Genomic DNA, 12273 nt, shown 5'->3' with positions numbered 1-12273 from the left:
CAAAACGAGTTGAACGAGTAACTATGAAGAAGCAAAACGACATCACTGCCGAAGAACTGGTCGAAGTGGCCAAGGAAGCGCTGGGAGAGGTCAAGGCCCTGGATATCCAGGTGATCGACGTGCGTGACAAGCACAGCCTGACCGACTACATGATCATCGCTACCGGTACCTCCAATCGCCAGATCAACGCGATGCTGGACAAGGTTCGCGAGCTGGTCAAAGCCAAGGGCGTCATGCCGCTGGGCGAAGAAGGCAAAGGCGAAAGCGATTGGGTGCTGCTCGACCTGAACGACGTCATCGTGCACATGATGACCGCCGCTGCGCGTCAGTTCTACGACCTCGAGCGCCTGTGGATGGGTGCCGAGCAGAGCCGTGCTGCCGATGGCAAGCACCACAGCTCCGAGAACGGCGCCAACGAGTACTTCGACAAGCTCAACAAGCAATAAGGAAGCGCCGTGCGTCTGCGATTGATCGCGGTCGGCTCGCGCATGCCCAAGTGGGTCGAGGAAGGCTGGCATGAATATGCCAAGCGCCTCCCTGCTGAGTTGCCGCTCGAGCTGGTGGAAATCCCGCTGAACACCCGGGGCAAGAACGCCGACGTGGCTCGCCTGATTCGTCAGGAGGGGGAGGCCATGCTGGCCAAGGTTCAGCCCGGCGAACGCATCGTCACCCTCGAAGTCCACGGCAAGCCGTGGAGCACCGAGCAGTTGGCGGTCGAGCTGGATCGCTGGCGCCTGGATGCGCGGACGGTGAATTTGATGGTGGGTGGGCCGGAAGGCCTGGCGCCTGAGGTGTGTGCGCGCAGCGAACAGCGCTGGTCGCTGTCGCCGCTGACCTTGCCGCACCCGTTGGTAAGGATACTGATCGGCGAACAGATCTACCGCGCCTGGACCGTGTTGTCCGGGCATCCCTACCACAAATGAGCCTGTAAGCCCGCCCGATGTCGCAGCCGATCCGCCTCAAAGACCACGAGAAAGACGCCCGTCTGGTGCGCAACCGCGTCGTGGTCGGCGCTGTGGCGATCATGTTGTTGGTGTGCGTGCTGATTGCTCGGCTGTACTACCTGCAGATCATCCAGTACGACTATCACTCGACGCTGTCGGAGAACAACCGGGTGCATGTGCAGCCGATCCCGCCGACCCGCGGGCTGATCTTCGACCGCAACGGGGTGATCATCGCCGACAACCGGCCCAGCTTCAGCCTGACCATGACCCGCGAACGCGCCGGCAAATGGCCAGAGGTGCTGGACGCCATCGTCGAGGTGCTGGGGCTCACAGCGGACGACCGTGCCCTCTTCGAGAAGCGCATGAAGCAGGGTCGGCGGCCGTTCGAGCCCGTGCCGATCCTGTTCGAGCTCAGCGAAGACCAGATCGCCCGGATCGCCGTCAACCAGTTCCGGTTGCCGGGCGTGGAAGTGGCTGCGCAGTTGGTCAGGCATTACCCGCAAGGTGCGCACTTTGCCCACTCGGTCGGCTATGTCGGGCGGATCAACGAGAAAGAGCTGAAGACCCTTGATCCGGTCAACTACAGCGGCACCCACCATATCGGCAAGACCGGCGTCGAGCGCTTCTATGAAGATGCCCTGCACGGTCAGGTCGGTTACGAGGAGGTCGAGACCAACGCCCGCGGCCGCGTGCTGCGCGTGCTCAAGCGCACCGACCCGATCCCCGGCAAGGACATCGTGCTGGGCCTGGACATCAAACTGCAGGAAGCCGCCGAGCTGGCTCTGGGTGGTCGGCGTGGCGCTATCGTGGCGCTTGATCCACGCTCGGGTGAAGTACTGGCGATGGTCAGCCAGCCAAGCTTCGACCCCAACCTGTTCGTCACCGGCATTGGTTTTCAGGCCTATGCTGACCTGCGCGATTCGATCGACCGGCCGCTGTTCAACCGGGTCCTGCGCGGGCTGTATCCACCCGGTTCGACGATCAAGCCCGCAGTGGCCATCGCCGGCCTCGACAGCGGTGTAGTGACAGCCGGCAGCCGGGTGTTCGACCCGGGCTATTACCAGTTGCCCAACTACGACCACAAATACCGTAACTGGAACCGCAGCGGTGACGGCTGGGTTGATCTTGACCTGGCGATCATGCGTTCCAACGACACCTACTTCTACGATCTTGCGCACAAGATGGGCATCGATCGCCTGTCGACCTACATGAACAAGTTCGGCCTCGGCCAGCGCGTGTCGCTGGACATGTTCGAGGAATCCTCCGGGTTGATGCCGACCCGTGAGTGGAAGCGCGCCACCCGCCGCCAGGCGTGGTTCCCGGGCGAAACGCTGATCCTCGGCATCGGCCAGGGCTACATGCAGACCACGCCGTTGCAGATGGCCCAGGCTACCGCACTGATCGCCAGCAAGGGCAAGTGGTTCCGCCCGCACCTGGCCAAGACCATCGAGGGCCAGCCGCCGGTCGACGAAAACCCGATCGAGGACATCGTCCTGCGTGACCCGTCCGATTGGGCCAAGGTCACCCACGGCATGGAGCAGGTGATGCACAACGCCCGCGGCACCGCCCGCGCGGCTGCTACCGGCGCGCAGTACCGCATCGCCGGCAAGAGCGGTACTGCTCAGGTGGTCGCGATCAAGCAGGGCGAGAAGTATGACCGCAACAAAGTCCAGGAGCGTCACCGTGACCACGCCCTGTTCGTCGGTTTCGCCCCGGCTGACGATCCGAAGATCGTCGTCTCGGTGATGATCGAGAACGGCGAGGCTGGTGGCCGCGTGGCGGCGCCGGTGATGCGCCAGATCATGGACGCCTGGCTGCTCGACGCCAACGGCCAGTTGAAAACCGAGTTCGCTCCCGCCACCGTCGCTCAGGAAAAGGCCCAGTGATTAACAATTTTGATCGCATGCTCTCCAGCGAAGACGTCATGCGTCGGCGCGCGAGCTTTCTTCAGCGCATCCACATCGACGGCCCGCTGCTGATCATTCTGCTGACCCTCGCCGCCGGCAGCCTGTTCGTGCTGTATTCGGCCAGCGGCAAGAACTGGGACCTGCTGAGCAAGCAGGCGACCTCGTTCGGCATCGGCCTGGTCTCGATGTTCATCATTGCCCAGCTCGAGCCACGCTTCATGGCCCGCTGGGTGCCGCTGGCGTACCTGACCGGGGTGTTGCTGCTGGTGGTGGTCGACGTCATGGGTCACAACGCCATGGGCGCCACGCGCTGGATCAACATCCCCGGAGTGATCCGCTTCCAGCCTTCGGAATTCATGAAGATCATCATGCCGGCAACCCTGGCCTGGTACCTGTCCAAGCGCACCTTGCCGCCTGATCTCAAGCATGTGGCGATCAGCCTGGTGCTGATCGGCGTGCCGTTCATTCTTATCGTGCGCCAGCCGGACCTGGGTACTGCGCTGCTGATCCTGGCTTCCGGCGCGTTCGTGCTGTTCATGGGTGGCCTGCGCTGGCGCTGGATCATCAGTGTGATCGCCGCGGCAGTGCCGGTGGCGGTGGCGATGTGGTTCTTTGTCATGCACGACTACCAGAAGCAGCGCGTGCTGACCTTCCTCGATCCTGAGAGCGACCCGCTCGGCACTGGCTGGAACATCATCCAGTCCAAGGCCGCGATCGGCTCCGGCGGAGTATTCGGCAAGGGCTGGTTGCTCGGTACGCAGTCGCACCTGGACTTTTTGCCGGAGAGCCACACCGACTTCATCATCGCCGTGCTCGGCGAGGAATTCGGCCTGGTCGGCATCTGCATGCTGCTGATCGTTTATCTGCTGCTGATCGGCCGCGGCCTGGTCATCACCGCACAGGCGCAGACCCTGTTCGGCAAGCTGCTCGCGGGCAGCCTGACGATGACCTTCTTTGTTTATGTGTTCGTCAATATTGGTATGGTCAGTGGCTTGCTCCCGGTGGTGGGGGTGCCGCTGCCCTTCATTAGCTATGGCGGAACTTCGTTGGTGACGCTGCTGTCAGCGTTTGGCGTTCTGATGTCGATCCACACCCACCGCAAATGGATCGCGCAAGTTTGAATAAGGTGAACAATTTCATGCAAGCAGTGCGTAGCTGGGCGGCCCGTTGGGCGCCGTGGATCGGCGCAATGGGCCTGCTCGGCGCAGTCCAGCAGGCCAGTGCCGGCGACTACGACGGCTCGCCGCAGGTGGCCGAGTTTGTCGGCGAAATGACCCGCGACCACGGCTTTGCCGGCGAGCAGCTGATGGGCGTGTTCCGCGAGGTGCAGCGCAAGCAGTCGATTCTTGACGCGATCTCGCGTCCGGCGGAGCGGGTCAAGCCGTGGAAAGAATACCGGCCGATGTTCCTCACCGATGCGCGCATCGCTCGTGGTGTCGACTTCTGGCGCCAGCACGAGGCAACCCTGGCGCGTGCCGAGCAGGAATACGGTGTGCCGGCCCAGGTGATCGTGGCGATCATTGGCGTGGAAACCTTCTTTGGTCGCAACACCGGCAACTACCGGGTGATCGATGCCCTGTCGACGCTGGGTTTCGACTACCCGCCGCGGGCTGAATTCTTCCGCAAGGAGCTGCGCGAGTACCTGCTGCTGGCCCGTGAAGAACAGCTCGACCCGCTGACCCTGAAAGGCTCGTACGCCGGCGCCATGGGCCTGCCGCAATTCATGCCGAGCAGCTTTCGCGCCTACGCAGTGGACTTCGACGGTGACGGCCATATCAATATCTGGAACAACCCGGATGACGCCATCGGCAGTGTCGCCAGCTACTTCAAGCGCCACGGCTGGGTTGCCGGGGAAGGCGTGGTCAGCCGCGCCCAGGTGCGCGGCGAGCGTGCCGACGAAGGCCTGACCAGCGGCATCGAGCCGGTCAAGACCGTCGCCGAATTGCGCGCATTGGGCTGGTCGAGCAATGATGCGCTGCGCGATGATCTGCCGGTCACCGCCTTCAAACTGGAAGGCGACAACGGCCCTGAATACTGGATGGGCCAGAAGAACTTTTATGCGATCACGCGTTACAACCGCAGTGTGATGTACGCCATGGCCGTGCATCAGCTTTCGCAACAGCTGGTCATTGCACGGGGCGTCAAGTAATGCGCGGATTGTTTACTACTCATTCCTTCAAACTGCTGACCTGCATCGCCATCAGTGCGGTCCTGGTCAGTTGCTCATCGAGCCGGCCTGCACCCAAGAGCAGCGGTGCGGGTGGCAACGTCATCCGCTCGCAGCCGGGCCTGGACATCAACCGCGCGCATAAAGACGGCGCGCCATGGTGGGATGTCGACGTCAACAAGATCCCCGACGCCACCCCGACCGTGCACACCGGCAACTACAAGGCCAACCCGTACACGGTGCTGGGCAAGACTTATTACCCGATCCAGGAGTCGCGCAACTACCGCGCCGAGGGTACTGCATCGTGGTACGGCACCAAGTTCCACGGTCAGAACACCGCCAACGGCGAGGTCTATGACCTGTACGGCATGAGCGCGGCGCACAAGACCCTGCCGTTGCCGGCCTACGTCAAGGTGACCAACCTCGACAACCAGCGCAGCGTGATCCTGCGGGTCAACGACCGCGGCCCGTTCTATTCGGACCGGATCATCGACCTGTCGTACGCCGCCGCCAAGAAGCTCGGTTACGCCGAAACCGGCACCGCGCGGGTGCGCGTTGAAGGCATCGACCCGCAGCAGTGGTGGGCCCAGCGCGGCCAGCAGGCGCCGTTGGTGCTGAAAGAGCCGCAGGTCGCGCAGACGCAGCCGCTGCCCGCCAGCACCGGCAAGGTCGAGCAGTGGACACCGCCAGCGCAGCAGCATGCCGCTGCCGTGGTGCCGGTGCAGATCGCCAGCAACAGCGTGCCGAGCAACACCGGCGGCATGTTCCTCCAGGTCGGCGCCTTCGCCAACCCGGATGCTGCCGAGCTGCTGCGCTCGAAACTGAGCACCATGGTCAGCGCGCCGGTGTTCATCAGCTCGATCGTGCGTAACCAGCAGACCCTGCACCGCGTGCGCCTGGGGCCGATGAGCAGCCAGGGTGAAGTGCAGCAGACTCAAGACAGCGTGCGCCTGGCCAATCTCGGCCAGGCCAAGCTGGTCACCGACTGAACGCGGAACTCACGGCGCCCGCTGCGGCCTGAAGTGGGCGCCGGGCTGTCCGTTTTGTCATGAATTGCCCGGCGCGGCCATGTACAATGGCCGTTTTTGCCCCGCCAGGCCCCGCGCCAGGCTCCTGGGCTGCCACGCAGCTCACATAACTAGACTGACTGGGCGTTGGGCTTCGAGCCCACGGAACATCAGACCATTAGCGATTTTCGAGAGACGGATGAACATCACCAACCTTGCCAAACGACTTTGCCTGCCTGTCCTGCTGATGATCACCCCTGCTGCCTTTGCAGCAGAGCAGATGATGCCAGCCCCACCACAGCTGGCAGCCAAGTCCTACGTACTCATGGACGCGTCCAGCGGCAACGTGCTGGTCGAAAACAACGGTGACGAGCGCCTGCCGCCAGCCAGCCTGACCAAGCTGATGACCGCCTACATCGCCACCCTCGACATTCGTCGTGGCCAGATCGGCGAGAACGACCCGGTTACCGTCAGTGAAAACGCCTGGCGTACCGGCGGTTCGCGGATGTTCATCAAGGTAGGCAGCCAGGTTACCGTCAGCGACCTGCTGCACGGCATCATCATCCAGTCGGGCAACGATGCCTCGGTCGCTCTGTCCGAACACATCGCCGGCAGCGAAGATGCCTTCGCCGACATGATGAACAAGACTGCTGCCGATCTGGGCATGAGCAACAGCCACTTCATGAACCCGACCGGTCTGCCGCACCCCGAGCATTACTCGTCGGCCCACGACATGGCCCTGCTGGCTCGCGCGATCATCAACGAAGACCCGGCTCACTATGCGATCTACTCGCAGAAAGAGTTCTTCTGGAACAACATCAAGCAGCCCAACCGCAACCTGCTGCTGTGGCGTGACAAGACCGTCGATGGCCTGAAAACCGGCCACACCGACGAAGCCGGCTACTGCATGGTCGCCTCCGCCGTACGTGATGGCCAGCGCCTGATCGCCGTGGTGTTCGGTACCAACAGCGAGCAATCGCGTGCCGCCGAAACGCAAAAGCTGCTGACCTATGGCTTCCGCTTCTTCGAAACCCAGACCTTCTACCAGAAGGGCACCGAGCTGACTCAGGCGCCGGTATGGAAAGGCGCGACCAATCAGGTCAAGGCCGGTCTGGCCAACGACCTGACCATGACCATGCCTAAAGGCCAATTGAAGCGCCTGGCCGCCTCGATGACCATGAACCCACAGCTGACCGCGCCCATCGCCAAAGGTGACGTGATCGGTAAAGTCGAAGTCAAACTTGACGAGAAAGTGGTTCACAGCGCCGACCTGATCGCCCTCGACGGCGTTGAGGAAGGTGGTATCTTGCGCCGTATGTGGGATAGCATTCGTCTATTCTTCTACGGGTTGTTCAACTGATAACGTGACCTGCCACGCTCCCGCCAATCCGGCGGGAGCGTTGTTGTTGCCACGGCTTACGAGGCCGTTTCCGCATGAGCGAAGCTGACGTCAAGTCGCACAAGATCGAATTCCCCTGCGCTGATTACCCAATCAAGGTGATCGGCGATACCGTGGTCAATTTCAAGAACACGGTCATCGAGATTTTGAAGAAACACGCTGAGGTCGACATGTCGACCCTGGCCGAGCGCCAGAGCAAGGAAGGCAAGTACACCACCGTGCAATTGCACATCGTGGCGACCAGCGAAGACCAGTTGCATGACATCAACAGCGCCCTGCGTGCTACCGGCATTGTGAAAATGGTGCTCTGATGCCGGCCAGCCTCGGTATCCGCGAGCTTGGCCTGCAGCCCTATGAACCGGTGCTGGAGGCCATGCGGCGTTTTACCGAGCAGCGTGGTACCGACAGCCTGGACGAAGTCTGGCTGGTCGAGCACCCGCCGGTGTTCACCCAGGGCCAGGCCGGCAAGGCCGAGCACCTGCTGGTGCCGGGTGATATCCCGGTGGTGCAGAGCGACCGCGGTGGCCAGGTGACCTACCATGGCCCCGGGCAGTTGGTGGCTTACCTGTTGCTTGATGTGCGCCGGCTTGGTTTTGGCGTGCGTGAACTGGTTACCCGGATCGAAAACAGCCTGATCGATCTGCTGGCCAGTTATGACGTTGTGGCGGCGGCCAAGGCCGATGCGCCCGGAGTCTATGTTGACGGGGCCAAGATCGCCTCGCTCGGCTTGCGAATCCGCAACGGCCGTACCTTTCACGGCCTTGCTCTGAACGTGGACATGGACCTTGCGCCATTCCGCCGAATCAATCCCTGCGGCTATGCGGGGCTGGCGATGACCCAGCTGCGTGATCTGGCAGGTCCGATCGAACTCACCGAGGTCAGGACAAGGCTGCGTGGACAGCTGGTCAAGCACCTCGACTATGCTGAGCAGACGACCCTTACGGGCGGAATCGACTGAATATGACAACTGTGCAAGAAGCCGTGCCGAACCTGATCACCACCCATGACGTGACCCCGCGCCCGGCGCCGAAGAAGGTCGAAGCCGGGGTCAAGCTGCGTGGCGCCGACAAGGTCGCGCGCATCCCGGTAAAGATCATCCCTACCGACGAGCTGCCGAAGAAGCCTGACTGGATCCGCGTGCGCATCCCGGTTTCGCCGGAAGTCGACCGTATCAAGCAACTGCTGCGCAAGCACAAGCTGCACAGCGTCTGCGAAGAAGCCTCGTGCCCGAACCTGGGTGAGTGCTTCTCGGGTGGTACCGCCACCTTCATGATCATGGGTGACATCTGCACCCGTCGTTGCCCGTTCTGCGACGTCGGCCATGGCCGGCCGAAAGCACTGGATGCCGACGAGCCGATGAACCTTGCCGTGGCCATCGCCGACCTGCGTCTGAAGTACGTGGTGATCACCTCGGTAGACCGCGACGACCTGCGTGACGGCGGTGCCCAGCACTTCGCCGACTGCATTCGCGAGATCCGCAAGCTGTCCCCGGGCGTGCAGCTCGAGACCCTGGTGCCGGACTACCGCGGGCGCATGGACGTGGCCCTGGCGATCACCGCTCAAGAGCCGCCAGATGTGTTCAACCACAACCTGGAAACGGTACCGCGCCTGTACAAGGCCGCGCGTCCGGGTTCGGACTACGACTGGTCGCTGGACCTGCTGCAGAAGTTCAAGCAACTGGTGCCGCACGTACCCACCAAGTCTGGCCTGATGCTCGGCCTGGGCGAAACCGACGAAGAAGTGATCGAAGTGATGCAGCGCATGCGCGAGCATGACATCGACATGCTGACCCTCGGCCAGTACCTGCAGCCATCGCGCAGCCACTTGCCGGTGCAGCGTTTCGTGCACCCGGACACCTTTGCCTGGTTCGCTGAAGAAGGCCACAAGATGGGCTTCAAGAACGTCGCCTCCGGGCCGCTGGTGCGTTCCTCGTACCACGCTGACCAGCAGGCGCACGAAGCCAAGATCAAGCTGTAAGCTGATCCGCTGGGCCAATGCCGATGCGCGCCGGGAGGTGCCATCGGCATTTTTGTTGGGGATCTGTACCCTGTGGGCAACGATCTCGGGCTGGCCCATTGTTGCTGCCCATTGATCTGCAAATGCTTTCAAGGAGTTGCTGGATGGACTGTGCTGAACACCTAGGTTCACTATTGCCGCGAAAGCTGGCAGCGAATGCCTGTTTTGCGGTGATTGCCCCCGCAGGGCCGGCGCGGCTGGATGCCGACAAGGCCCAGCAGTGGTTCAACGAGCGTGGCCATCGGTGCCGGCTATATCCCAGCGTGAGCAGCAGCCAGGGTTATCTGGCCGGTACTGACCAGCAAAGGCTGGATGACCTGCATGCTGCATTCGCCGATCCGCAGGTGGACGCCATTCTGTGCATGCGCGGCGGCTACGGCAGCATGCGCCTGCTCGACCAGATCGATTTCGAGCTGATTGCCCGCAACCCCAAACCCTTGATTGGCTACAGCGACATCACCGCGCTACACACCGCGATCAACCGCTACTGCGGGTTGGTCAGTTTTCACGGTGGCATGCTCAACGCCGACCTGCTGGGCGGCAAGCTTGAACCGACAGTCAGCTCGCTGCTGCGGCAATTGCGCGGTGAAGTGGGGCAGGGCGATGCACTCGTCCATCCCCATGCTTATCCCTTGACCACAGCGCTGCCAGGCGTTGCCAGCGGGCGCCTGCTGGGCGGCAATCTGTCGATGCTCGGCGCGACGCTGAGTACGCTTGGGGAGATCGACACCGACGGCGCCATCCTGTTTATCGAAGACGTCAACGAGCCGTTGTACCGGGTTGACCGGCTGCTCACGCAACTGCGCCTGGCAGGCAAGCTGCAGGGCGTGCGCGGGGTGTTGGTGGGTGACTTTGCCGGGATTACCGTAGCCGCCATGACGCCGCTGTTGCAGGACATTTTTGCGCCGCTGGGGGTGCCGGTACTGGCCGGTTGGCGCAGTGGCCATTGCGATCCGAACCTGTGCCTGCCGCTGGGCGCTCAGGTGCGGCTCGACAGCGACATGCAGACACTGGTGCTGCAGCAGGATTTGTTCAGGGCTTGAGATTGCCGGGGGCGCTTTGCGCCCCTATCGCGACACAAGGCCGCTCCTACAGTTGGCCGCGCACGTCAATTTTACGCGGTCCCTGTAGGAGCGGCCTTGTGTCGCGAAAGGGCTGCGAAGCAGCCCCCGGCAATCTCACTACTGACGCAAACTCTCGAGCAGCTTGTGCGTCGGGTAGCCGTCAGCGGGCATGTTCTGCGCCTGCTGAGCGGTACGGATGGCCTTGCGGGTATTGGCGCCGATGATGCCGTCGGCATTGCCCGCGTCATAGCCGCGCGCATTGAGCAGGTTCTGCAGCTCGATGCGCTCGCTGCGGCTCAATGGCAAGTCATCCTTGGGCCAGCTGCCGGCAATGAAGCCCCAACCGGAGAAACGATCGCCCAGCAGGCTTACCGCCAGCGCGTAGGACGACGAGTTGTTGTACTTGAGAATGGCGCGGAAGTTGTCCAGCACCAGGAACGCCGGGCCACGTGCGCCGGCCGGCAGCAGCAGCGCCGCCGAGAGTTGATTGCTGCCCGCTGGCAGCTGGGTGCCATTGGGCAGCTTGACGCCCAGTTGCAGCCATTCACTGACGGTCTTGCGCTGGGCGCCATCGGCGATCCAGAAGTCGAAATCGGCCGGCACCTGGACTTCGAAGCCCCACGGTTGGCCACGCTTCCAGCCCGAGCTTTGCAGGTAATGCGCGGTCGATGCGAGGGCATCGGCTGTGCTGTTCCAGATGTCGCGGCGGCCGTCGCCGTCGAAGTCGACGGCATGGGTGTTGTAGGTGGTCGGGATGAACTGGGTCTGGCCCATCGCCCCGGCCCACGAGCCACGCATGGCCTCAGGCTGAATGTCGCCGTTCTGCAGGATCTGCAACGCCGCGATCAGCTGGTCCTGGGCAAACTGTGGGCGGCGGCCCTCATAGGCCAAGGTCGCCAGCGAGCGGATTACCGATTTGCTGCCCTGGAACTGGCCGAAGTTGCTCTCCATGCCCCACACCGACACCAGCACCTGGCGGTCCACGCCATAGCGTTGTTCCAGGCGCGTGAGCAGCTCGGCGTTCTGTTCCAGCAGCTTCTTGCCGTTGCGCACCCGCAGCGGCGACAGCGCGCCGTCGAGGTATTCCCACACCGGACGGCTGAACTCGGGCTGGCTGCGATCGGCCTTGATCACGTCCATGTCCGGCGTGACACCGGCAAACACGCGGTCGAACAGCCCGGCATCAATGCCGGCCTGCAACGCTTGTTGACGGAAACCGGCCTGCCACTGGGCAAAGCTCTGCACTGGCTGGATTTCAGCGTTGATGTCGGCGTTGCTGGTGGGCAGGGTAACCACCGGTGCGGGCTGGGCAGGGGCCAGTGGCACGGCGTCGGCGGCGGTAGGTTTTTCCGCACAGGCGACCAGCAGGATAAGGCTGGAGGCCGCGATCAGCTGGCGTGGTTGCCAGCGTGGGAACAGACTGAGGGACATGCACAGATCCAGGAATTACAGGTCAGGTAGCGACCATATCATGCCTGCGCGCTGGATGCTTTCATGCGGCCAAAAAGTAAGAAGCCTCCCAATCTCTCGATTGGAAGGCTTCGCGGCGGTAGCTGCCTTTGCCCTTGTCTGGTTGCTCCTGGCGGCTGCGAAACAGCGGCTGGGCAATGATCGACTTGGCTTTGTTGGGGCGGTGCTTTTGCGGCTTTTTGCTCATGGCGGGGTTCCCCGGCTTGGGTGGGTGTGCGGGGCGGACTTTAGGGCTTGGCGCGGGGTGGGGCCAATTGATTGTGTATATGGTCGAGATTGTTGGGGCCGCTCTGCGGCCC

At 62.7% G+C, this 12273-nt stretch carries 13 protein-coding genes; 11 read left to right on the top strand and 2 right to left on the bottom strand.

The window, feature by feature from the left end; translation table 11 throughout:
- Window positions 1–23: 23 nt before the first annotated feature.
- From rsfS to IDM28_RS19735, 11 genes are all read left to right on the top strand, one after another.
- Window positions 24–446: a ribosome silencing factor gene (gene rsfS, locus IDM28_RS19785; RefSeq protein WP_101322268.1), complete on the top strand. Its 423-nt coding sequence runs from the start codon at window positions 24–26 to the stop codon at window positions 444–446.
- 9 nt (window positions 447–455) lie between these two features.
- Window positions 456–923: a 23S rRNA (pseudouridine(1915)-N(3))-methyltransferase RlmH gene (gene rlmH, locus IDM28_RS19780; protein ID WP_101322267.1), complete on the top strand. Its 468-nt coding sequence runs from the start codon at window positions 456–458 to the stop codon at window positions 921–923.
- Window positions 924–940: 17 nt separating this feature from the next.
- A complete protein-coding gene (mrdA, locus tag IDM28_RS19775; protein WP_150570975.1) occupies window positions 941–2830 on the top strand; it encodes a penicillin-binding protein 2 in 1890 nt (629 codons plus the stop codon).
- 38 nt (window positions 2831–2868) lie between these two features.
- Entirely contained in the window at window positions 2869–3972 is a 1104-nt protein-coding gene (gene rodA, locus IDM28_RS19770; RefSeq protein ID WP_178080848.1) for a rod shape-determining protein RodA, read from the top strand.
- Between the two features lie 17 nt (window positions 3973–3989).
- Window positions 3990–5000: a lytic murein transglycosylase B gene (gene mltB / locus IDM28_RS19765; RefSeq protein WP_101323117.1), complete on the top strand. Its 1011-nt coding sequence runs from the start codon at window positions 3990–3992 to the stop codon at window positions 4998–5000.
- A complete protein-coding gene (locus IDM28_RS19760; protein WP_150573289.1) occupies window positions 5000–6007 on the top strand; it encodes a septal ring lytic transglycosylase RlpA family protein in 1008 nt (335 codons plus the stop codon). The genes mltB and IDM28_RS19760 overlap by 1 nt, the downstream gene beginning before the upstream one ends.
- A gap of 217 nt (window positions 6008–6224) precedes the next feature.
- A complete protein-coding gene (locus IDM28_RS19755; RefSeq protein WP_101322263.1) occupies window positions 6225–7385 on the top strand; it encodes a D-alanyl-D-alanine carboxypeptidase family protein in 1161 nt (386 codons plus the stop codon).
- 74 nt (window positions 7386–7459) lie between these two features.
- A complete protein-coding gene (locus IDM28_RS19750) occupies window positions 7460–7735 on the top strand; it encodes a DUF493 domain-containing protein (RefSeq protein WP_101322262.1) in 276 nt (91 codons plus the stop codon).
- Window positions 7735–8382: a lipoyl(octanoyl) transferase LipB gene (gene lipB, locus IDM28_RS19745; protein WP_101322261.1), complete on the top strand. Its 648-nt coding sequence runs from the start codon at window positions 7735–7737 to the stop codon at window positions 8380–8382. Before IDM28_RS19750 ends, lipB begins: the two co-directional genes overlap by 1 nt.
- A 2-nt stretch (window positions 8383–8384) precedes the next feature.
- Window positions 8385–9401 carry a lipoyl synthase gene (lipA, locus tag IDM28_RS19740; protein WP_101322260.1) on the top strand — a complete coding sequence of 339 codons (1017 nt, stop codon included), beginning with the start codon at window positions 8385–8387 and terminating at the stop codon, window positions 9399–9401.
- A gap of 143 nt (window positions 9402–9544) precedes the next feature.
- Window positions 9545–10483, top strand: a complete 939-nt coding sequence (locus IDM28_RS19735) for an LD-carboxypeptidase (protein WP_188036728.1) — start codon at window positions 9545–9547, stop codon at window positions 10481–10483.
- A 138-nt stretch (window positions 10484–10621) separates the two neighbouring features.
- Here the strand turns inward: IDM28_RS19735 and IDM28_RS19730 are convergent, their stop codons facing one another.
- A complete protein-coding gene (locus IDM28_RS19730) occupies window positions 10622–11935 on the bottom strand; it encodes a lytic murein transglycosylase (protein ID WP_101322258.1) in 1314 nt (437 codons plus the stop codon).
- 61 nt (window positions 11936–11996) lie between these two features.
- A complete protein-coding gene (gene arfA, locus IDM28_RS19725; RefSeq protein ID WP_103435107.1) occupies window positions 11997–12161 on the bottom strand; it encodes an alternative ribosome rescue factor ArfA in 165 nt (54 codons plus the stop codon).
- Window positions 12162–12273 lie beyond the last annotated feature (112 nt).

The organism is Pseudomonas sp. EZ-C24 (genome assembly GCF_014525325.1).
GTDB lineage: Bacteria > Pseudomonadota > Gammaproteobacteria > Pseudomonadales > Pseudomonadaceae > Aquipseudomonas > Aquipseudomonas shirazensis.
This window is presented reverse-complemented; position numbering and strand designations above follow the sequence as displayed.